This window comes from Colwellia sp. RE-S-Sl-9 (assembly GCF_048296855.1).
Taxonomy (GTDB): Bacteria; Pseudomonadota; Gammaproteobacteria; order Enterobacterales; family Alteromonadaceae; genus Pseudocolwellia.
Map to the genome: position 1 here is coordinate 3,469,593 of NZ_CP182631.1, position 22,112 is coordinate 3,491,704.

The following is a 22,112-nucleotide window of genomic DNA, read 5'->3' on the forward strand; positions in this document are numbered from 1 at the left end:
AAATAAAACAATCTTTAGCCTCATTACCTATAAGGCTTTCAGCATCTTAGAGTTGTTACTCTATTGTATTTGTTAATATTTATTAATGTAATAACTCTAATTTAAAATTTGACCTAGATTAATATTTGAGTAATTCTAGAATGGAAAGTATACAAAATGATATTGAGTTGAAGTTTGATACTTAACACTCGTAGAGCGAATAATAATAAATATAGAATAGCGAAAACGTTCAAAGTATGACTGTTCATTGAACAGGTTTTGCCTTTTTTGCGTTAACAGAGGAGTGAGGGAGATGTCGAGTTATGAGACGTAACCTATGTTGGCTGAGCTTGGGAAGTTTATTTTCGAGCTCAGTATTAGCAGATATGCAGTTAAATTTAACCAAGGGTGTAACTGAGGTAAGTAGAGATGTTTATGATCTACATATGTTGGTTATGTATATTTGTACTGTTATTGGTATCTTTGTTTTTGGTGCCATGTTCTGGTCAATGGTCTTTCACCGAAAATCTAAAGGCGCAAAGGCCGCATCTTTCCATGAAAGCACTAAAGTAGAAATACTTTGGACCGCTATTCCAATCGTAATTCTAATTGCCATGGCTATTCCAGCCACTAAAACGTTAATTGAAATGGAGAATAATGACGATTCAGACGTTACCATTCAAGTGACTGCGTCTCAGTGGAAGTGGCATTATAAATATTTTGATCAAAACATTGAATTTTATTCTGTTTTATCAACTCCACGCGATCAATACGAAAATCAATCAGGTACTTCAGCAGCTAAAGGCGAGAATTATTTACTTGAGGTAGATAAGCATCTTGTTATTCCTGCTAATAAAAAAGTACGTTTTTTAATTACGTCTGACGATGTTATTCATGCTTGGTGGGTGCCAGCGTTTGCTGTGAAGCAAGATGCTAACCCCGGTTTTATCAACGAAGCTTGGACAAATGTTGATAAGCCAGGTATTTATCGAGGCCAATGTGCAGAACTTTGTGGTAAAGATCATGGGTTTATGCCGATTGTGGTTGAGGTGAAATCTGAAGAAGATTATGCCAAATGGCTTGATGAGCAACATGAGTTACTTGCACAAGCTGCTGAAGCTGAAAAAGCCTCGTTAAATGCCTCTGTTCCTATGGAAGAGTTGATGACGTTAGGTGAAACAACTTATGTCGCTTATTGTGCTGCGTGTCATCAAGTGGCTGGTACAGGTCTTCCTCCTGCATTCCCTGCACTTAAAGGTAGTCCTGTTGCTACAGGTGATATAGCGACTCATATTTCAACGGTTTTTAATGGTAAAGCGGGTACTGGAATGCAAGGTTACGGCAAGCAGCTTTCGTTAAAACAAATTGCTGCTGTGGTTACTTATGAGCGTAATGCTTGGGGTAACAATACGGGTGATGCTGTGCAAGCGGCTGATGTTCAAGAGGCGGTTGGCGGTTCTACTGATAACGCAAAAGAAGCGGTTGCTGTAGTTGAAGACAAAGTTGCTGAAATAGCAGCGGTTGTTGAAGAAGCGGCTCCTGCAGAAGACCTATCAAAAGAATATTCCAAAGACGATTTGATGAAAATGGGCCAAGAAGTTTATACAGCTTCATGTGCTGCTTGTCATCAACCCACGGGGTCTGGTATTCCTCCGGCATTTCCTGCCCTTAAAGGTAGTGCTATTGCCCTTGGCGACGTAGCGGTTCATATCGATATGGTTGTTAATGGTAGTAAGAAAAACCCAGCGATGGCCGCGTTCGGTAGTCAATTAACTAAAACTCAAATTGCTGCAGTGGTCACTTATGAGCGTAATGCTTGGGGTAACGACACCGGTGATTTAGTGCAACCCGCAGCAGTTGATGCTGCCAGTGCGAAGTAGGAGGTAGACATGACAACAGAAAATATAACAACAGAACAGTCTGATCACGATTCGCACGACGAGCATCACGATCATAAAATGACGGGGATAAAACGTTGGTTGTATACCACTAACCATAAAGACATAGGAACGCTGTACTTATGGTTCTCGTTTATTATGTTACTTACGGGCGGTGCGTTAGCTATGGTAATTCGAGCTGAGTTATTTCAGCCCGGGTTGCAAATTGTTGAGCCTGACTTTTTCAATCAGTTAACGACGGTACATGGTTTAATTATGGTGTTTGGCGCCATTATGCCGGCCTTTACTGGTTTTGCTAACTGGATGCTACCTATGATGATCGGTGCTCCAGATATGGCTTTACCTCGTATGAATAACTGGAGCTTCTGGATATTACCTTTTGCTTTCGCTATTTTATTGAGTTCGTTTTTTATGGAATCAGGTGCGCCAAACTTTGGTTGGACTTTCTACGCTCCATTATCAACAACGTATTCAAATGGTAGTACAGCATTCTTTGTTTTTGCTGTTCATATTATGGGTATTTCATCCATCATGGGGGCAATCAATATTGTTGTAACCATAATGAATTTACGTGCTCCGGGTATGACTTACATGAAAATGCCATTATTTGTTTGGACATTTTTCATCACAGCTTATTTATTAATAGCGGTAATGCCGGTGCTTGCCGGTGTGGTAACCATGCTCTTAACCGATACTTACTTTGGCACCAGCTTCTTTGATGCTGCAGGTGGTGGTGACCCCGTAATGTTCCAACATATATTTTGGTTCTTCGGTCACCCTGAAGTTTATATTATGATCCTGCCAGCGTTTGGTATTGTATCTACTATCATTCCTGCATTTTCACGTAAAAAGCTGTTTGGTTATGCGTCAATGGTGTATGCAACCTCGTCTATCGCATTACTCTCTTTTATCGTGTGGGCTCATCATATGTTTACAACAGGTATGCCGTTATTTGGCGAACTGTTCTTTATGTATTGTACTATGCTGATCGCAGTTCCAACGGGTGTAAAAGTATTTAACTGGGTAGCAACTATGTGGCGCGGTTCATTAACTTTTGAAACGCCTATGTTGTTTTCGCTGGCTTTTGTTATTTTATTTACGATTGGTGGGTTTTCAGGGTTAATGTTAGCTATGACTCCTGTTGATTTTCAATATCACGATACCTATTTTGTTGTTGCGCATTTCCATTATGTATTGGTTACTGGTTCGTTATTCTCTATTTATGCAGGGGCTTATTATTGGTTACCTAAATGGACTGGGCATATGTATAGCGAGTCGTTATCTAAATGGCATTTTTGGTGCTCTCTTATCTCTGTAAATTTACTATTCTTCCCAATGCATTTCTTAGGTTTAGCGGGTATGCCACGTCGTATACCTGACTATGCTTTACAATTTGCTGATTTTAACAAGTGGGTAAGTATTGGCGGGTTCGCCTTTGGTTTATCGCAATTAATATTCTTAGCTGTTGTTATTAAGTGTATTAGAGGCGGAGCAAAAGCCGAGGCTAAACCGTGGGATGGAGCAGAAGGACTAGAATGGACTGTGGCTAGCCCAGCGCCATACCACACGTTTTCAACACCACCAAAAATTGATTAGTGATTGTTTGAATAGTAATTGATAAAGGTATTAATGTGACTGTAGAGCAAACTGAACAAAGTAAAAATAACAAGAAAGTATTATCTAAATTAATGCTTATTGTTTTTGGTATGTTTGGTTTTGGTTTTGCGTTGGTACCTTTATATGATGTTTTTTGTGACATTACAGGACTAAACGGTAAAACCAATGAGTCGGCAGCAACTACGTATACCGATGGTATTGATACAAGCCGCACTGTTAATGTGCAATTTATTAGTAGAACCGCTCAAGGTATTCCTTGGAAGTTTGAGCCGGTTCAACGAGAAATTACTGTTCATCCTGGTGAAACGAAATTTGTAAAATTTTACGCTAAAAATGAGTCTAATCGAGATATTATCGGGCAAGCTGTTCCTTCTGTATCACCGGGGTTGGCTGCGGCATACTTTCAAAAAATTGAATGTTTTTGTTTTACCCAGCAACCGTTAAAAGGTAATGAAGAAGTAGAAATGGGATTACAATTTTATGTGGATCCTGAATTACCTAAAGATATCTCAACGCTTACCTTGTCTTATACTTTGTACGATGTAACAGGCAAAGTTGACTCATAAAAAGAATATTGCGTTTTACGCATAAATGAGGGGAAATTTAATGACTAACAAAGAATATGAAAGTTATTACGTACCATCGCAAAGTCATTGGCCAATAGTAGGTGCTGTTGCGTTATTTTTGATCGCTATTGGTGCTGGTAATTACGTATCAACACTTAATACGGCGGAAGGTGGAATAGGTGGTTATCTGTTACTTGCTGGCATCTGTTTAGTTATTTACATGCTGTATGGCTGGTTTAGTAACGTGATAAATGAATCTATGGCGGGTAAATATAGCCATCAAATGGATAATTCGTTTAGGCAGGGCATGAGCTGGTTTATTTTTTCAGAAGTTATGTTTTTTGCAGCTTTTTTTGGTGCCTTGTTTTATGCACGCACATTGTCGGTGCCATGGTTAGGCGGTGCAGGTAATAATGAAATGACAGGCGCTGTGTTATGGCCTGAATTTACTGCTGCATGGCCATTACTTAAAACGCCTGATGGAACTGAAACGACTCAAATGGGTTGGTATGGTTTGCCATTAATTAATACTATATTGTTATTAACATCGTCTATAACAGCTCATTTTGCTCATTCTGCATTAGAAAAAAATAATAGAAAGGGTTTGAAAATTTGGTTGGGTTTAACCATTTTGTTAGGTGTAACTTTCTTGTTTTTTCAAGTACAAGAATATGCTCATGGCTATTCTGAAGAAATGAAACTGTACATGACCAGTGGTATTTATGGTTCAACGTTTTATTTACTAACGGGCTTCCATGGTATGCATGTAACCCTTGGTACTATTATGTTGATTGTGGTGTTTTTGAGAGTATTAAAAGGGCACTTTACATCAACTAACGCGTTCGCCTTTGAAGCGGCTAGCTGGTATTGGCATTTTGTTGATGTAGTTTGGGTAATGCTATTTGTGTTTGTATATATTTTATAAACAATTTTTATTTTAAAAACAAAGTACTTACTTGTTTCAAGTAGGTACTTTTTTAGTAAGGTGCAGGGTTAGGGGTAATAAGGCCAGTCATAATGCCTACCAGCATTAGAATAACAATAAATGCTGAAATCATAACTCTACGACCTATAAATTTAGACATTGAAGGCTGGTTAGGATCGTTTTTATTCATAATAAACAAAGCTCTAAAAAGGTTGTACACCATAAAAATTAAACAACCAACGAGTATTATTTTAATGATCAATGGTAAGTCTCCTGATCTTTTGCTGTAAGGAAGTAGTTGTTTGAAACATGTACTATCAAACATTCGTTTACCTTGGTTAATCTTTACCCTACTGGTTTTTTCTGCATTAGTAAAATTAGGGTTTTGGCAAAGTGCTAGAGCTGTCGAAAAAGAAAAACGCCTTCACAATATTACTCAACTGAGCAAAACTACCGCGATGTCTTTGTCAGAAATACAAAAGTTTCCGATAACTGATATTAATGATTTTCCTATTAAGCTTAAAGGTGAATTTGAAAAAGACGCGTTGTTTCTGTTAGACAACCAAACCAACAATGGTCAATTGGGTTATCGTGTTTATCAAATATTTAATGCGAATAATCAATCATTATTAGTGAATTTAGGTTGGATTGTAGGTTCAATCAATAGGAATGAATTACCTAATGTTAAAGCTATTACTGGTTCTTTTGAATTGAATGGGCATATACGTTTGATTGAAAAAGGGATACTGTTGATGGAGCAGCAATTTAATAACGTGTCGTGGCCGTTAAGAATACAACAAGTTGAAATTGATAAATTGTCGGTTGTTGCCCAAAAAACACTTTTACCTTTTGTTGTTTATGTTAATGAAGATGAAAGCTTAGGATATAAAAAAAATTGGCAGCCTATTGTTATGCCACCAGAGAAACATAGAGCTTATGCTTTTCAGTGGTTTAGTTTAGCCATAGTATGGTTAATATTGATGTTTTGGGCTTCAATTAAATTTAATAAAGCTGATAAAACCGATAGTAATAAAACAAAGAGTGAAAATAATAATACTAAGGATTTAGATGTATGAGTGAAACGCAAAAATCAAAATCTCGTCGTAATTTATTGATGGTATTAGGGGCGTTTGTGCTACCCATTGTTTTAGCCAAGCTCGCATTAACTCAAAATTGGCTAGATTATGGGGTTACTAATAAAGGGACGTTAGTTGAAAGTGAGTTAACCTTAAAAGATATAGGCATCAATAACTCTGAACTTGATAATAAATGGCTGATTTTATATGTGTTACCTGATCGTTGTAATGAGCAATGCGAACAAACACTACTGAGTGTAAACAATACTTTTATTGCTTTAGGGCGAGAAATGCCAAAAGTGAGAAACGTAGCCCTTTATAAAGCGCCTTTATTAGAAAAACAGTTAAGCCACTTAGAACCTTCAAAATGGTCAGTTATCCCATCGCCAAGTAATCCACATTCTCTTATTCAGCAACAAAAAGTTTTAATTGTAGATCCTCTCGGCAATATTATTTTAGAGCACCAACCCCCAGAATTATTTGAACAACAAACACTGTTTGGAAAAAACATTCTGGCAGACATGAAAAAGTTATTAAAGTATTCAAAAATTGGTTAAACATTAAAGTGGTTAAATAAGAATTTAGTTAATTATTAAGAAGTGGATAACAGTGATGAGTCGTAACATTAAAAATATAAGAAAATTAGTGTTGGTTAGTATTTTATTAGCGATTGTAGTTGTTAGTTTAGGTGCGTACACACGATTGACTCATGCAGGATTAGGTTGCCCAGATTGGCCAGGGTGCTATGGCTTTCATGATGTACCTCATACGAGTGAAGAAATTTTAAAAGCTCAAACGGCTTTCCCAGATAGAATCGTTGAGCCAGAAAAAGCGTGGAACGAAATGATCCACCGATATTTTGCTGGTACTTTAGGATTACTGATACTCGTTATTACTTTTTTATCGATTAAAAATAGGGAGGTTGGTACACCTGTTTTTCTGCCCATATTGATACTCGGAGTTGTTATTTTTCAGGCCGCATTAGGTATGTGGACGGTTACAATGAAATTAATGCCTATTGTTGTAATGGGGCATTTACTTGGTGGATTAACGACTTTAAGTTTATTATTTCTCTTATATTTAAGACTTAAACGCTTTCATGTACGAGAAGGTAATACTAGTTTAAGAAAATTTGCAAAATTTGGCTTTATTGGCATTGTTATATTAACAGGACAAATTGCGCTAGGCGGTTGGACATCTTCTAATTATGCGGCACTTGTTTGTACAGAGTTACCTATTTGTCAAGCAGGATGGGAGCAGGAGTTGACGTTTGAAGACTCATTTGATCTTATTCCTCCAGAGCGTGACACCTATGAATTTGGTCATTTAAATCATGCTTCTCGGCTCACTATTCATGTTATGCATCGCTTTGGTGCTATCGTAACCGCTGTATATTTATTATGGCTTGCCTTTACTGTTATGCGCAGGGCTTCTTCACAATTTTTTCAGCAGGCATCTTTAGGACTTATTACAGTTTTATTTTGTCAAATAGGCTTAGGTGTTAGTAACGTGTGGTTTTCATTACCACTTGGAGTAGCTGTTGCCCATAATGTTGTAGCAGCATGTTTAATGCTAACCTTGATCCTTCTCACGTTTGGCTTACAGCGCAAAATATAGGAGTTAATATGAACACAGCAACGTCCGACTTAGGTGCTAAACTTTCCCATGCTACATGGCGTGATTATTATGATATTACTAAACCAAAAGTTGTCGCCTTACTTGTTTTAACTGCCTTAGTAGGTATGAGCTTGTCTGTGCCGGGTACCATTCCGTGGCAATTATTACTCCCATCTATGTTAGGTATTGGTTTGCTCTCTTCAGCCGCCGCGGCCATTAACCACATTGTTGATGAAAAAATAGATAGTGAAATGGGGCGAACTTATAACAGGCCGTTACCCAATGGGCGTTTAACCTCAAAAAATGCCATTATTTTTGCTGTAAGTATGGCAGTCATCGGTTTTGTTGTTTTATATGGTTTGGTTAACCCGTTAACGGCTTGGCTTACTTTGTCGGGATTAGTTGGTTATAGCTTTGTTTATACTATGTACTTAAAGCGAGCGACTCCGCAAAACATTACAATTGGTGGCTTAGCCGGAGCAATACCACCCTTGCTAGGTTGGACAGCCATGACTAATGAAATACATCCTCATGCCTTATTATTGGTTTTACTCGTTTTTACTTGGACACCACCACATTTTTGGGCATTAGCTATCCATCGTAAAGATGAATACGCTAAAGTAAATATTCCTATGATGCCAGTTACTCATGGTGTAAGTTTTACCAAAACTCAAATATTACTTTATACCGTTTTGCTGTTTATAGTGGGCTTATTGCCTTATTTGGTTGGTATGTGTAATTGGTTGTATTTGATAGGCGCCGTAACGTTAAATTTAATTTTCTTTATGTACGCATGGAAACTTAAGTTTAATGCCGATGAAAATACCGCTATGGATACTTTTAAATTTTCTATCATACATTTAATGTTACTTTTTATTATTTTATTAGTAGATCATTACATGTTACCTATATCATAACCTTGATAATTTACTTAAAAAACATGACGAGAACTCGATAAGTTATGAATAAAATTTTATATGTTGTGGTTGCAGTTGCGGCTTTAATTACTGGTGTTTTATTATTTTCCCAGTTCAACCAACAAGCTAAGCCTGAACATGCTTTGTTTTATGAACAAGCAAGAGAAATAAAACCGTTTATTATGACAGATCACAACGGAAATGATTTTTCTAATGATAACTTTAAGGGCAAGTGGTCGTGGGTGTTTTTTGGATATACTTCTTGTCCTGATGTTTGTCCAACCACATTACAAGAGCTAAATTTTGTTTACGATGATATGAAAAACATAGCTAAAAATACGCAAGTTATTTTAGTTTCTGTAGATCCTAAACGCGACACAACAGAAAAACTAGCCGGTTATATAAAGTATTTTAATAAAGAATTTATTGCGCTGAATAGTGGGCATGAAGTGCTATTTCCATTCGCTCGTAACTTAGGGCTTATGTATGCCATGAATGATGGCGAGCGAGCAGAAAACAACATGTACACAGTAGATCATAGTGCGTCTATTGTATTAATTAACCCCAACGGAAATATTGCTGCAATTTTTCAGCCTCATCAAGTGCTAGGAAGGTTACCAACAGTTGAAGGTGATGACTTAGTAAGTGACTTCGCTAAAATAGTTAACCTGAGTGGTTTTAACGTTAATTAATTTATTCCCATCTTGCATAATTACAACGGATACCACGAACCATCGGTATTTAAAATAAACCAAGGTTGTGAAAACCAATAGTACCTTTCGGGGTTATTAATACTTGGGGCCGTACAATTACTACGTACTCGGCCGATAGGTAATGGCCCTGAAAATTCAATACTAAAACGTTCTTGGTTTAGCCATTTTATTTTTTGTTTTCCTAACCCTGATACATAGCAATTTAAAGATTTTGGATAAAAGTCTTTAGTTTGTACATCAAAGTTCACACTACTTATGGTGTTGTAACGTGCAATTGTTTTTGTTTCGCTTATTTTATTGTTAATAGTCTCATTAATAACCGATATGTTAAGGGGTAATGAATATAACTTATCTTTTAAGGTATCTAATTGATCGTAAGGTTGAGATGCCGGAAAGCGTGGAATAATAGTTAAGTCGGTATGTAAACCAACAGCACCTGATTGCTGAGTAAAAGCAGTAAACTTATTTTCTCTCAGCCATGTTTGTAGCTCTAGCGTATATTCACCGTAAGGGTAAGCGAATAATCGCCATGTTTGGCCTGTGTGTTTTTCGATGAGTTTTTCAGCTAGTAGTAAATCTTGCGTTTGTTGTTCAAACCATTCTTTATGAGTTTTATTTTCTGGTTTTCTTGCAAACGAATCATGGATTAAACCGTGGTTGGCTATAGTTACTTGTTTGTTTGGAAGCTTTGTTAATGAGGTTATTTGCTGCCAAGACAAATTATGGTTAGAGGTTTCATTAATGAGTTTAGGGTTGATAAAAATAGTGTAAGGGAAGTTAAACTTATCAAGCAGGGGTTTAGCTTGCGATACAATATCGCTGTATGCATCGTCAAAGGTAATAGCAACGGTTTTATCTGGTAGAGCTTGTTTGTTTTTAAGTGCATCAACTAAGCTAGGTAAAGAGATCACATTAAACTGATGATCGGTTAAGTATTGTAAATGACGTTCAAATTGTTCTGGTGAAATAGAGGTGCTTTTAGGTGTTGTATCACTAACGTGGTGATATTGTAAAATTACCGCAGCTTCACATGTTATAAGCAATGAAAATAATACTGAAGATATAAAAACAACGAATGTAGGTACTTTTGTGAACATGATTATCTCAGCTGGTAAATAAGAGGAAATACCTTTAAATTATATTACATATGAGTGGGACTTTTATATAAATAAACGTTACAGTTTATTTTCTTAGTATGTCAAATCTACATAATCTAATTAAGGAATGAAAATGGAAGTAAAGCTAGCTGATAGTCATTCAGATTTATATGGCATTGCGGTTGTTTTACAACAGTTACGTACTCAATTTCCCGTTGCCTATATTAAAACGCAAATTACTGAACAGATGAAAGAAGGTTACCAAATAGCCTACATTGAAGAAGATAACGAAGTAGTTTGTGTAGCAGGGTTTAGATTTGGACAAAAACTCGCTTGGGGTAAGCACATTTACGTTGATGATCTTATTACCAACGAACATACACGCTCTAAATCTGCAGGGGCTACTATTGTTAAGTGGCTTAAAGAACATGCTAAAGCGAATGGTTGTCAGCAATTACATATAGATTCAGGTGTGCAGCGTTATATGGCGCATAAGTTTTATTTACGTGAAGGCTTTATTATTGCGAGTCATCATTTTTCTATGAGTCCGCTATAAAGGAGTTATTACTATTTTTTTCTTTGAAAAATATTAAGCAGTCTATTGGCAAACATTCCTATGTATCCATAAGCGGCTAATAATATGGCAGGTACTAAAAAGCACAGTCCTAGTATTTGCCAGTAATAATGAAAGTAGTAACCAACAAAAATAAATAATGCGCCAATAGCAAAAAGGCCAAGCCCACGCATAAAAAATGACAAACTACGTTGTGGGTGTTGGCCTAATTTTTCTAATAGCTTGTTCAATGATATTGACAAGTTAATTAATGGTTAATAGTAAGAATGATCACCACGTTCGTGTTCGGTCATATCTTTAACACCTTTAATCTCACCAGCCATCATCTCGATTAACTGTTTTTCAATGCCGTCTTTTACCGTTACATCAATTTGGCTACAGCCATTACAACCACCACCAAACTGTAATACCGCATAACCGTCTTCGGTAATTTCCATTAACGTACATTCACCGCCGTGGCCCGCTAATTGAGGATTAACCTCTGCTTTTAAAAAGTAATCAACACGCTCAAATAATGGAGCGTCATCACTTACTTTACGTAATTTTGCATTGGGTGCTTTTAATGTAAGCTGAGATCCCATTTGGTCGGTAGTAAAATCTATTTCGGCATCTTCTAGGAAAAGTTTGCTATCGCCGTCTACATAAGCAGAAAATTTTTCAAAGGGTATTTCAATATCTTCAGGTTCGATAGCATCAGCAGGACAATAAGACACACCACATTCAGCACTAGCAGTTCCAGGATTTACAACAAATACACGAATACTTGTGCCTTCAGCTTGTTGTGATAATAGCTTAACAAAATGCTCTTGAGCGGTTTCAGAAATATTGATCATAACAGTGTTCTACTCTCTACATATACGTTAACAAAAAAGGTAAAAATACCCGAGTAAATTACTCAAGTATGTATATTTTACTCTTCAAAGGTGATTGGTGCTAGTGGTAGATTAAAATAAAAGCTCTAATTTAGTTTTTAGTTCTAGTTTCAAGGCTAATAGTTTGGTATTTTTATATAAACCCGTTACCAATCAAGATGCGTATTTCAGAGTACTTGAGTGATATTAATTCAAGGCAATGCTTTGTAATACTCAACTCTATAAAATTTGCGTTGAATAGAAACAACTTTATACACCTTCTATAAATACCACTTTAGGATAATTAGATGTCTTTTTTTCGAACCATTATATTAATGTTCACCCTCTTTTTTGTTTATTTTTCTCAAGCGGCATCAGTTACAACTTATCTTCCTGAAAATCATACATACAATAAAATAGTTCCTACCCCTAAAAGTATTATAGGCTTTGGTTTAGGTGACAGACATGTGCGTTACGACCAACTGTTAAACTATTTTGAAGCGTTAGATGATAGCTCTAAACGTTTAAAAATAACCTCTATGGGGCAAACGCATCAGCTAAGAAATCAAATACTGGTCACTATTTCAAGCGAAAAAAATATTGAGAACCTCAGTAGTATTTTAAATTCACGTGATAATTTATCGAGTAAAAATAACGATGAACCTCTCGTTATTTGGCTAGGTTATAGTGTACACGGTGATGAATTAAGCGGCGCTAATGCAGCAATGGTGGTAGCTTATTATTTAGCTGCAAGTGAAGATAAAAAAGTAAAGGCATGGCTAGATAATACCGTTATTGTACTAGAGCCGAGCATAAATCCAGATGGAATGGATCGTTTTGCCAGTTGGGTAAGCGATAATAGAGGAACAGCTCCTAATGCTGATCCTAATCATATTGAACACCACCAAGATTGGAGAACAGGGCGATCAAATCATTTTGGTTTTGATTTAAATCGTGACTGGTTACCACTTTCGCAAATTGAAACAAAAAATAGAATGGCATACTTTCAACGTTATCAGCCACATGTTGTTGGCGATTTTCATGAGATGGTGTCAGACAACAGTTATTTTTTTCAGCCAGGCGTTGCTACTCGTAACAATCCTTTAACGCCTAAAAACAATATTAAATTAACGCACTTACTCGCTACGTACCACGCCAAAGCTTTAGATAAAGAAAATCGTTTATATTTTAGTGAAGAAAATTTTGACGATTTTTATTACGGCAAGGGCTCTACTTACCCAGATATTAACGGTAGCGTAGGTGTTTTGTTTGAGCAAGCTACTAGCCGAGGTATGCAAACCGATACCATTAATGGTTTGTTAACGTTTGAATATGGCATAAAAAACCATGTATTAACTTCTTTATCGACAATAGAAGGGGCATGGAGTAATAAAGAACAATTTATTGAGCATAGAAAAACATTTTACAAAAATGCTAAAAAGCAGGCGAAAAAAGAAAATTTTAGCGGATATATCATTACAGAGAAAAATGATCATTACCGTTTAAATGCGTTTTTAGACAAACTGAAACAGCACAAAATAGAAGTCTACGGCTTAACGGAAAATTTTAAATTTAAGTCGAAAGAGTTTAGCCCATCATATAGTTATTACATTCCACTAGAGCAGCCAAAATATAAAGTAATTAAAGCGTTATTCGATACACCCAAAGAGTTTAAAGATAACACTTTTTATGATGTTTCTGGTTGGACATTACCTTTAGCAATGAATATTGAATATCATCAAGTTGATAGCACTTGGGGGTTAGAGTTAAGTAAAAATGCTTGGGATTTTAAAACAGAAGAACATCCTATCACTCAAACTGAAAACGACTATAATGCTTACGCTTATGCCTTTGAATGGCATGACTTTTTAGCGCCAAAGCTATTAAATCAATTACAGCAAAACAATATTAAAACCAAAGTTACTACGAAAAACTTCACGATTAAAGTTGCAGGAAAAGAGCGAGAGTTTAAAGCCGGCACAATTATTATCCCAACTAATATTCAAACACAAAATTATTGGCAAAAGCAGACGATAAACATAGCTCAAGAAAACAATATTGAGCTTGTTGCTTTATCGTCTGGTTATACAAGCCAAGGTGTAGATTTTGGTAGTCCGTCTTTAAAAATAATTCCCCCTGTTAAAGTGTTAATGATAGGAGGCAAAGGTGTTTCTGAATGGGAAGCCGCAGAAGTTAAATTTTATTTAGATGATACGCAGCATATACCACTTACAGTCGTTGAAAAAGATCGTTTAGGTGTTATCGATTTTAATACTTACACACATATTGTAATGGTAGATGGTAACTATCAATCACTAAACCCAAGTGTGGTTATTAAATTAGAAAGTTGGTTGAAGCTAGGCGGTGTTGTATTTGCCCAAAAACATGCCGCTAAGTGGTTGGCTGAAAAAGACATATTACGAGCCTCTTTTGTGAGTAATAATCAACTTCGTCAGTTATTTGATAGCTCTAATTTAAGTTATGAAGATAAAAGTGATTTGGCTGCTAGGCAGCGCATCGCTGGGGCAATTTATGAAACACAACTTGATATAACACATCCATTAGCCTTTGGTTTTTCTAAAAAAACATTACCTGTATTTAGAAATAATACTTTAATCATGGAACCACTTCATTACCCTTTTACTAACGTGGGGACATACTCGGTAGAGCCTTTATTAAGTGGGTATACCGACAAAAACTTAATTAAACGAATTGCTAATACCTCATCATTAGTTGCGCATAATGTGGGTAAAGGTCGTGTTATTGCTACCACTGACAATTTAGCTTTTAGAGGTTATTGGTACGGTAGTGTAAAAATACTAGCAAACAGTATATTCTTTGGAAAAGTTTTTAACGCTCCGGCAACACGATAAATGTTATCTTGTAAATAAAACAAGGCTTTAGATCGTTTCAGGTAATGCAATAGTGACACTCAGTACACTAACTGTTTGTACGCCATGTTTTTTTAGTAAAGATGAAATTTCATTAACCGTTGTGCCTGTTGTGACTACATCGTCAATTAATATGACATGTTTAGGTAACTTTATCGTATCGAGTTTTAAATCGAACGCATTTTTCATGTTGTTGCGTCGTTGGCTTCCCGATTTACCCACTTGGCTTTCAGTTTCTAATATTCGGCTAATAATATTATGTTGATAGTGAATACCACTGTATTTTGCGAATTTTTTGGCAATTAAATGCGCTTGATTATAACCACGATATTGCCATTTAGTTAAATATAAAGGCACTGACAATATAAGTTCTGGCATAGTGTTTTTTTCAAATGTATCTATGTCTTCAGAGCCTTTTTTCCAACTTTCATAAAGTAATTTACCTAATAAATCGGCAAGCTCAAATCGGCCTTTGTATTTTAATGAAGATATCCATTGTGTATAAGGCCAAGTATGGGGAGATAAGCTATGAAGGTGGTCGAATGATTTTATGGGGATTATTTTATTAATGGCTGGCCAATTAAGTAAGTCAGCTGAAATAAGTTGATAATTAAATTTTGGTAAATCACGTAAGCAAAATTGGCAAAGTAGGGGATGTTCTTCACATTGATTTCCACATAAGTCGCAAGACGATAAAGCGAGCTTTGAGGTATGAATCAGTTGTTTTATTTTATCTAAAAAGCTAAACGCGCCATGCTTAATATTTACAGCATCAAATTCCATTTCTAAGATCCTTCAAGTAAACTTAATTCCATTGTTAATCAGTATAGAAATAAAATGAGTAATTCGCTAATTACTAAACAATATATATCAGGAAATAATAGCCAGAAGGAAAAAAAAATTCCTTTAGTGTTGATTCATGGTTGGGGGCTTAATTCTGCTGTTTGGGAACCAAGCATTAAAAAATTACAGCAACATATTGATATTATTACCGTTGATTTACCCGGTTTTGGGCTAAACATAAATAAGCCACTGACAAATTATTCGTTAATCAATGTGGTTAACGAAATTCAGTCGACTATTAATACTCCTGCGATATATTTAGGTTGGTCTTTAGGTGGCTTAGTTGCCACACAATTAGCTTATAGTTTTCCTGAAAAAGTGGTTGCTTGCGTTACAGTGGCAAGCTCTCCCTGTTTTTTAAACAAAGCTGATGAAGAACCAGTATGGCCTGGAATATTACCTAACGTATTGAAAATGTTTTATCAGCAACTAGCACAGAATACACAAAAAACCCTTGAGGGCTTTTTAAAAATTCAAGCCATGGGTAGCCCTCATGTTAGGCAAGACATAAAAACTATTCGTGACTTAGTGATGCAACACTCGTTACCCACACAACAAACGTTGGCTGATTCGTTGCAATTATTAGAAACCGTTGATTTACGTGAGCAGCTACCATTACTAAAAATGCCTTTTTTACGATTATATGGAAAGCTCGATAGTTTGGTGCCTAAATCGGCAATCGAACCTATTGATGCTTTATTGCCTAATAGTCAAAAGCATATTTTTCCTAAAGCATCGCACGCCCCCTTTATTTCTCACCCTGAAGAGTTTAATGAGGTGCTTTTAGGATGGCTGGATCAACTGTAATACATCAAAAAATTAAATATTTTTTGGTTAAGGGCATTAATTATTGCGTTGCTTATTTGATAATTAGAACAGCGAGTTAGTTAAACAAACGCCTGTAGTGAGTGATTTTACCAGCATAATATAGGTTTTGTTTAATAAGGAAACGGGTTTAATTCATTTACTTTTTATCATATATGGTCAATAATTAAACATTAGCTTATATGTTTGTTTTGAGTGTTTAACACTCATGTTGTACGAAGGAGATAACCGTGGAAATTCAATCTGCATTTAACAGTGGAATACAAGGTTTTCAAAAAGCGACTGAAGACGCCAGTCAAGCAGCGTCTGATATAGTATCAAGTACTATTCTTGATCAACAAGCGGCCACTGAAAACCAACAAGCTATTCAACCTAGCTCTCAAATTAACTCACAACAAAGTACTCAACCTAACTTAACCGAATCTGTTGTTAATTTAAAAGTGGCGGAGCATCAAGCGAAAGGCTCTGCTGAAGTTATAAAAACAGCTGATGAAGCTTTAGGCACGCTATTAGACGTTAGAGTGTAAAATGAACATCACGCCGCATATTCAAAATTTACCTGTTGCTACAGCGGTTAATCCGCCAACAGATAACTTGCGTCGTGAAAATATTCAGCGACCTATCATTACTGCCCCCACAGCAACAAGTGGATCACCGGCAGAAAAAAGTACAGCAGAGAAAGAAAAAGCCTCAGGCCAAACGGGTGACCAATTTAACTTTGCTGAATTACAAAAATCTGCAGAAAAAAATGCTAGCCAAATAAATGGTAATGCAGAACAAGAGCATCAAGAAAATAATGAGCATCAACAACATGCTCAAGAAAGTGAGAAAAAGAGTAAGGAAGGAGATGGAGCAGAAAAAACATCTCCTGAACCTAATAGTTTAGAAGCCTTTCAGCATGAAAAAGAAATTCAGCAACTCAAACAACGTGATCAAGAAGTACGTTCGCACGAGCTCGCTCATGCTTCTGTTGGTGGAGCATCTACGGGGGCACCGTCGTATGAATTTCAAGTAGGACCTGATGGTAAAAAATATGCTGTAAACGGTGAAGTGTCTGTTGATTTATCTCCCGTTGAGGGAAATCCTCAAGCGACTATAGCTAAAATGCAGAAGGTGCACGCAGCAGCTTTAGCCCCAGCAAACCCTTCAGTTCAAGATACTAAAGTCGCAGCGAAAGCCGCAGAGTTAATTACTCAAGCACAAAGAGATTTAATTGCTTTGGGTTTAGAGTTTTCTGAAAGTGAAAATCAAGCAAGTGTATCGGCTCCATATAACGATGCCAGCGAAGTGTTTAATAAAGAAAAAAACACGAATGTACAAAGTAAGTCGTTTGATGAGCAAATAAATCAAACATTAAAAGCACAAGAAGAAATAGCTCCGTCAATTTCTAATGACGTAAAAGCAAGGTCTCAACGCATTGAAGGGTTTTATTCAGGAATAACGCAAGCCTACGAGAAACAAAGCTCGTATCAATTTGAATTAACCGCTTAGTACAATATTATTATTTATATAAAAAGAAACCCGCTATCTAGCGGGTTTTTTATTAGAAGTTCCGGTTAGTTAAATAACCTGGTCTCGGTTTAAGAAATAGTTAATTCCTTGAAAAATAAACATTAAAATTCGACTCGCTTCTAGTTTGATATTTCTACTTAATTCAAGGCAAATTTACGCGTCAATAGCTGGCCTATTGCAAGTGAATTTAACGCCGAAGTGACTAAAAATAGCAGCTAGAAGAACATTTATTAAGTCGAGCTCAGGTTAAATACCGTAGTTTTCTCTGTATTGCTTAATGTTATTTAAGCTATCAATTAAACTAGGCGTTTCCGTTACTTTTTCTTCTAAATAACTAATAAGATCCGCTAAGGTTACAATCGAAATAACTTGTGTTCCAAAGTCACGTTCAACTTCTTGAATAGCGGATAACTCACCTTGGCCTTTTTCTTGGCGATCTAACGCAATAAGTACACCTGATAATTCAGCTCCGTGATCTTTAATAATTTCCATTGATTCACGAATAGCTGTACCTGCCGTAATTACATCATCAACCAACATAACTTTACCTTGCAGCGGAGAACCAACTAAAGAACCGCCTTCACCATGTGTTTTAGCTTCTTTACGGTTAAAACAGTACGGTAAATCCATATTATGATGATCGGCTAATGCTACTGCTGTGGTTGTTGCAATAGGAATACCTTTGTAAGCAGGGCCAAAGAGTAAATCAAACTCAATGTTTGAATCAGCTAATGCCGAAGCATAATAACGGCCCAGCTTTGCTAAATCGCCACCCGTGTTAAACAAACCTGCATTAAAAAAATAAGGGCTAGTACGGCCAGACTTTAAAGTAAATTCACCAAAGCGTAATACATTTTTAGCTAAAGCAAATTCGATAAATTCGCGTTGATAGTTTTTCATGAATATCGTGTCCTAGTTAATTTAAAGCGGCTTTTTGTGCGTCAAATAATTCGTTAATGCCTGCTTTAGCAAGTGCTAGCATTTCTTGTAACTCATCAAAGCTAAACGGTTCTTCTTCTGCGGTACCTTGTACTTCAATCAGCTTACCTGTATCTGTCATCACTACATTTAAATCAGTTTCAGCGGCTGAATCTTCTGGGTAATCTAAGTCGGCTACGGCTTCGCCTTTATAAATACCAACTGATACAGCGGCAATCATATGTTTTAACGGATTTGTTTTAATAATATCTTTAGCGCGCATGTAGTTAAGGGCATCAACTAATGCCACACAAGCACCGGTAATAGACGCTGTACGTGTACCGCCATCAGCTTGAATAACATCACAGTCAATACTAATTGTATTTTCACCCAAGGCTTTTAAATCAATCGCTGCGCGTAATGAACGGGCGATTAAGCGAGAAATTTCTAACGTGCGACCACTTTGCTTACCGTTTGCAGCTTCTCTTCTCATACGCGTATGCGTTGAACGAGGTAACATACCGTATTCAGCAGTAACCCAACCTTTACCTTGGCCTTTTAAAAAGCGAGGAACACCTACTTCAACTGAGGCAGTACAAATAACTTTAGTATCGCCAAACTCAATTAAAACTGAGCCTTCAGCATGAGTAGTAAATTGACGAGTAATGGTAACAGGACGAATTTGCCCTAGAGTTCTGCCGCTTGGACGCATGTTTAAATTCCTAACATTAAATAATTGCTGGGCATTATAATCGTTCAATTAGAATTTTGACATAATGACGGTTAAGTATTTTCGTATATATAGAACTCAGTGGTAAATAAAAGTAAATTCACGCAAAGCTTATGTAAGGGTATAAAGCCTATGATTGCTAGGGATAACTGAGTTTTTCTTTTTTTACTGTGATTTTTGTAACCACATGAACATTATTAATGGTATAGGTACATTTGAATTTATCGCCACATTTTATAGTGTTTGATAGATCTGTTATTAGCGTTAAAGTGAGTTCTTTTTGTCTGAACGAACCTGAAGTCACTTGAGCAGCAGAAAAATCAAAGTATTCCCCTATATTTTTATATAAGGCTTTAAACAGGCTTTCTTTTGCTGAAAAAATAACGGTAAGGGCCTTATTCAGAGGTAAATGAGGTATCAAGGATTCATATTCTGAGCTAGCTGTAATTATAGAACTTTCAATATTTTGGCGATCATTTTCTGATATCCAATGTTCGATATCTAGGCCAATATATTGATAATATTTATTCTCGCTAATTATACACTGTGCAATATTTGATGAATGAGATATTGAGCCTATAATACCGCTTGGCCAAATAGGCTCTCTATTTTCACCAATAGGTATATGCCAAAAAGGCTTTCCCATTGTTTGTAATGCTACTTTAGCTAAATAACGGCCAGCTAAAAATTCAGCTTTCCTTTTAGGTACCGCTCCTTTCAAACTTTCGGGTAATTTTATATTTAAAAGCTCAAAATTTCCGTCATTAAATAGCTCAGGAAAAAAAAGGCACTCAGTGGTAATCAAGCCATTGTGACATTGAATAATTGTTGACTTTAAATCTACACAATGAGTGTTTGAGTTTACGTTAAATTTTAAATTATTAGCTAACATATTTATTAAGCCGAGTTCAGGTTACTTACCTAACGTAGCGCCACCATCAATAACAATGTCTTGTAATGTGATATGACTTGCGTTTGGCGAACATAAAAAAATAACGGTATCGGCTATATCTTCAGGCGTTGCCAATTTTCCTAATGGAATGCCTGGTTTAAATTGTTCAGGAAAACCATTAATGGTTTGTTCTTCTCCTTGAGAGTCATTCCAAAGCGACCATTGCATTGGTGTTTGTGTAGAACCTGGCGATATTACATTACAACGAATGCCATATTTGGCTAGTTCAATGCCTGCAACTAAAGTGAGGTTAGTTAAGGCTGCTTTAGATGCACTATACGCGCCCATTGACATGCGAGGCATATGAGTAGCATTTGACGATATATTAACGATAACGCCTTCTTTGTTTAACTTCATTTGAGGAATAACTTGTCGCATAAGATGAAAAGCACCTGACACATTCACATTAAATGAAGATGTCCATTGTTCGGTAGTCAAATCCATAATATCGCCCATTTCTAGTATCCCAGCAATATTGACCAAAATATCGACTCGACCATAATATTTTAATAATGATTTACAAGTATCTGTAATGGCTATTTCATCACTAATATCTAAAACTACTTGAGTTATTTTATGGTTAGGTAAGCTAAATTCTCGGTCAAAACCAATAACTTTTGCACCTAATTGCTGAAACTGTTTGGCTGTTTCTGCGCCAATTCCTTGATTAGCTCCAGTAACCCATACTATTTTATTTTGCCAGTCATTGTGGCCTGATAATTTAGAATACATATTGATCACACGTTTTGTTGTTGATTAGGATTTGATAGGATCGCCCAAAAACCATTAATACTTGGAGATTTAGCGAGCTCAACAAAAGTTACATTAATCCCTTGTTTTTGCCATTTAGACATTAAAGTCATCACTGAAACAGAATCTAACCCAAAATCTATTAAATTATCGTCATCATCTAAATCTTCAGCATCTTCAATTAAAGGCAGTATTTGTGAGCGAATGGTGCTTTTTGAGAGTAAGTTAATGTTAACAATGTCGTCTTTACATACGACTCGTCCTGCATTTTTTGAAATATATTTCAGTGCCATTAAATGGTCTTCTAAACTAAAGTCAGCAATTGCATCGGCAATTAAAAATGGCTTAATGTCATTCATAAAAGCATCTACGGCTGTTTGCATAACACCAATATGACCGTAAATTCCGCAAATTAAGAGTTGGTTCCTATTTTGTGATTGCATCATTTCGGCGAGCGGTGAACGACAAAATGCACTATAGCGCCATTTGGTTAATACAATGTCATGCTGATCAGGTGCTAGCTCAGAGATAATAGATTGCTTTTCTGGGTATTGTGGTAGTCCTTTCCCCCACATGTCGTTTAATAAAGCTCTATCTTCATCCGATTGTTCTTTAGGTTGAGCTGTATAATAAACGGGGATGTTGTGCACTTTACAAAATGATTTAAGTTCAACAATATGTTGAATGACCTGTTCAATTAACGGGTTGTTTTGGCCGTAAAATTCAATGAAATATTCCTGCATATCATGTATTAACAATGCCGATTGGTTTGGTTCAAAGTCCCAAGAAACTTTGTTTTGTGGGATATCAATTGATGACGGTAATTTGTAAGCTTCTAAAGATTTAATAGACATAATAATC

General features: G+C 36.3%; 24 protein-coding genes. 14 read left to right on the forward strand and 10 right to left on the reverse strand.

The genetic code is table 11. The annotated features are described in order from the left end of the window. The first annotated feature begins 302 nt into the window (after nt 1–302). The 4 genes from coxB to ACM9HF_RS15000 all read left to right on the forward strand — a co-directional run bounded on the left by coxB (nt 303) and on the right by ACM9HF_RS15000 (nt 4,985). On the forward strand, nt 303–1,859 hold the full coding sequence (gene coxB, locus ACM9HF_RS14985) for a cytochrome c oxidase subunit II (protein WP_473610512.1): 1,557 nt from the start codon (nt 303–305) through the stop codon (nt 1,857–1,859). A 78-nt stretch (nt 1,860–1,937) separates the two neighbouring features. Continuing rightward, nucleotides 1,938–3,473 carry a cytochrome c oxidase subunit I gene (gene ctaD, locus ACM9HF_RS14990; protein ID WP_473618316.1) on the forward strand — a complete coding sequence of 512 codons (1,536 nt, stop codon included), beginning with the start codon at nt 1,938–1,940 and terminating at the stop codon, nt 3,471–3,473. Nucleotides 3,474–3,508: 35 nt separating this feature from the next. Beyond that, entirely contained in the window at nt 3,509–4,060 is a 552-nt protein-coding gene (locus ACM9HF_RS14995) for a cytochrome c oxidase assembly protein (protein WP_473610516.1), read from the forward strand. A 40-nt stretch (nt 4,061–4,100) separates the two neighbouring features. Then, nucleotides 4,101–4,985 carry a cytochrome c oxidase subunit 3 gene (locus tag ACM9HF_RS15000; protein ID WP_473610519.1) on the forward strand — a complete coding sequence of 295 codons (885 nt, stop codon included), beginning with the start codon at nt 4,101–4,103 and terminating at the stop codon, nt 4,983–4,985. A gap of 52 nt (nt 4,986–5,037) precedes the next feature. Here the strand turns inward: ACM9HF_RS15000 and ACM9HF_RS15005 are convergent, their stop codons facing one another. Next, the gene (locus tag ACM9HF_RS15005) at nt 5,038–5,310 is read right to left on the reverse strand and encodes a DUF2909 domain-containing protein (RefSeq protein ID WP_473610523.1); all 273 of its coding nucleotides are present in this window, start codon (nt 5,308–5,310) and stop codon (nt 5,038–5,040) included. Here ACM9HF_RS15005 and ACM9HF_RS15010 point away from each other — a divergent pair. From ACM9HF_RS15010 to ACM9HF_RS15030, 5 genes are read left to right on the forward strand one after another with little or no spacing between them, the layout of a single operon-like run. Then, complete coding sequence (locus ACM9HF_RS15010; protein ID WP_473610526.1) at nt 5,288–6,061, forward strand: SURF1 family protein; 774 nt, start codon at nt 5,288–5,290, stop codon at nt 6,059–6,061. The two genes, ACM9HF_RS15005 and ACM9HF_RS15010, sit on opposite strands and share 23 nt — an antisense overlap. Further along, nucleotides 6,058–6,618: a redox-active disulfide-containing membrane protein gene (locus ACM9HF_RS15015; protein WP_473610529.1), complete on the forward strand. Its 561-nt coding sequence runs from the start codon at nt 6,058–6,060 to the stop codon at nt 6,616–6,618. The genes ACM9HF_RS15010 and ACM9HF_RS15015 overlap by 4 nt, the downstream gene beginning before the upstream one ends. Before the next feature lie 55 nt (nt 6,619–6,673). After that, nucleotides 6,674–7,678 carry a COX15/CtaA family protein gene (locus ACM9HF_RS15020; RefSeq protein WP_473610533.1) on the forward strand — a complete coding sequence of 335 codons (1,005 nt, stop codon included), beginning with the start codon at nt 6,674–6,676 and terminating at the stop codon, nt 7,676–7,678. Between the two features lie 8 nt (nt 7,679–7,686). Continuing rightward, nucleotides 7,687–8,595: a heme o synthase gene (cyoE, locus tag ACM9HF_RS15025; protein WP_473610536.1), complete on the forward strand. Its 909-nt coding sequence runs from the start codon at nt 7,687–7,689 to the stop codon at nt 8,593–8,595. 44 nt (nt 8,596–8,639) lie between these two features. Then, complete coding sequence (locus ACM9HF_RS15030) at nt 8,640–9,287, forward strand: SCO family protein (protein ID WP_473610540.1); 648 nt, start codon at nt 8,640–8,642, stop codon at nt 9,285–9,287. A gap of 20 nt (nt 9,288–9,307) precedes the next feature. Here the strand turns inward: ACM9HF_RS15030 and ACM9HF_RS15035 are convergent, their stop codons facing one another. After that, nucleotides 9,308–10,405: a polysaccharide deacetylase family protein gene (locus ACM9HF_RS15035; protein ID WP_473610544.1), complete on the reverse strand. Its 1,098-nt coding sequence runs from the start codon at nt 10,403–10,405 to the stop codon at nt 9,308–9,310. A 133-nt stretch (nt 10,406–10,538) separates the two neighbouring features. On the opposite strand from ACM9HF_RS15035, the gene ACM9HF_RS15040 reads away from it, so the two are divergent. Next, a complete protein-coding gene (locus ACM9HF_RS15040) occupies nt 10,539–10,961 on the forward strand; it encodes a GNAT family N-acetyltransferase (protein ID WP_473610548.1) in 423 nt (140 codons plus the stop codon). An 11-nt stretch (nt 10,962–10,972) separates the two neighbouring features. Here ACM9HF_RS15040 and ACM9HF_RS15045 read toward each other — a convergent pair whose 3' ends face one another. Continuing rightward, a complete protein-coding gene (locus ACM9HF_RS15045) occupies nt 10,973–11,209 on the reverse strand; it encodes a hypothetical protein (RefSeq protein ID WP_473610552.1) in 237 nt (78 codons plus the stop codon). 24 nt (nt 11,210–11,233) lie between these two features. Beyond that, the gene (gene nfuA / locus ACM9HF_RS15050; RefSeq protein WP_473610555.1) at nt 11,234–11,812 is read right to left on the reverse strand and encodes a Fe-S biogenesis protein NfuA; all 579 of its coding nucleotides are present in this window, start codon (nt 11,810–11,812) and stop codon (nt 11,234–11,236) included. 326 nt (nt 11,813–12,138) lie between these two features. Here nfuA and ACM9HF_RS15055 point away from each other — a divergent pair, with 326 nt between their 5' ends. After that, nucleotides 12,139–14,703, forward strand: a complete 2,565-nt coding sequence (locus tag ACM9HF_RS15055; protein WP_473610559.1) for a M14 family zinc carboxypeptidase — start codon at nt 12,139–12,141, stop codon at nt 14,701–14,703. A gap of 27 nt (nt 14,704–14,730) precedes the next feature. On the opposite strand, the gene ACM9HF_RS15060 is transcribed toward ACM9HF_RS15055, so the two are convergent. Further along, nucleotides 14,731–15,504 (reverse strand): ComF family protein, encoded by a 774-nt coding sequence (locus tag ACM9HF_RS15060; protein WP_473610562.1) that lies wholly within the window; start codon nt 15,502–15,504, stop codon nt 14,731–14,733. 54 nt (nt 15,505–15,558) lie between these two features. Between ACM9HF_RS15060 and bioH the strand changes: the two genes are divergently transcribed. The 3 genes from bioH to ACM9HF_RS15075 all read left to right on the forward strand — a co-directional run bounded on the left by bioH (nt 15,559) and on the right by ACM9HF_RS15075 (nt 17,880). Further along, entirely contained in the window at nt 15,559–16,371 is an 813-nt protein-coding gene (gene bioH / locus ACM9HF_RS15065) for a pimeloyl-ACP methyl ester esterase BioH (RefSeq protein ID WP_473610565.1), read from the forward strand. A gap of 248 nt (nt 16,372–16,619) precedes the next feature. Continuing rightward, nucleotides 16,620–16,916, forward strand: coding sequence for a hypothetical protein (locus ACM9HF_RS15070; protein WP_473610568.1), 297 nt, complete (start codon nt 16,620–16,622; stop codon nt 16,914–16,916). A gap of 1 nt (nt 16,917) precedes the next feature. Continuing rightward, on the forward strand, nt 16,918–17,880 hold the full coding sequence (locus tag ACM9HF_RS15075) for a putative metalloprotease CJM1_0395 family protein (protein WP_473610573.1): 963 nt from the start codon (nt 16,918–16,920) through the stop codon (nt 17,878–17,880). A gap of 267 nt (nt 17,881–18,147) precedes the next feature. On the opposite strand, the gene pyrE is transcribed toward ACM9HF_RS15075, so the two are convergent. From pyrE to ACM9HF_RS15100, 5 genes are all read right to left on the reverse strand, one after another. Next, nucleotides 18,148–18,801 (reverse strand): orotate phosphoribosyltransferase, encoded by a 654-nt coding sequence (pyrE, locus tag ACM9HF_RS15080; protein WP_473610576.1) that lies wholly within the window; start codon nt 18,799–18,801, stop codon nt 18,148–18,150. 16 nt (nt 18,802–18,817) lie between these two features. Continuing rightward, the gene (gene rph / locus ACM9HF_RS15085; protein WP_076417697.1) at nt 18,818–19,531 is read right to left on the reverse strand and encodes a ribonuclease PH; all 714 of its coding nucleotides are present in this window, start codon (nt 19,529–19,531) and stop codon (nt 18,818–18,820) included. 157 nt (nt 19,532–19,688) lie between these two features. Continuing rightward, the gene (locus ACM9HF_RS15090) at nt 19,689–20,441 is read right to left on the reverse strand and encodes a 4'-phosphopantetheinyl transferase family protein (RefSeq protein WP_473610582.1); all 753 of its coding nucleotides are present in this window, start codon (nt 20,439–20,441) and stop codon (nt 19,689–19,691) included. A gap of 21 nt (nt 20,442–20,462) precedes the next feature. Next, entirely contained in the window at nt 20,463–21,233 is a 771-nt protein-coding gene (gene dhbA, locus ACM9HF_RS15095; protein ID WP_473610586.1) for a 2,3-dihydro-2,3-dihydroxybenzoate dehydrogenase, read from the reverse strand. 5 nt (nt 21,234–21,238) lie between these two features. Continuing rightward, nucleotides 21,239–22,105 carry an isochorismatase family protein gene (locus tag ACM9HF_RS15100; protein ID WP_473610589.1) on the reverse strand — a complete coding sequence of 289 codons (867 nt, stop codon included), beginning with the start codon at nt 22,103–22,105 and terminating at the stop codon, nt 21,239–21,241. Nucleotides 22,106–22,112 lie beyond the last annotated feature (7 nt).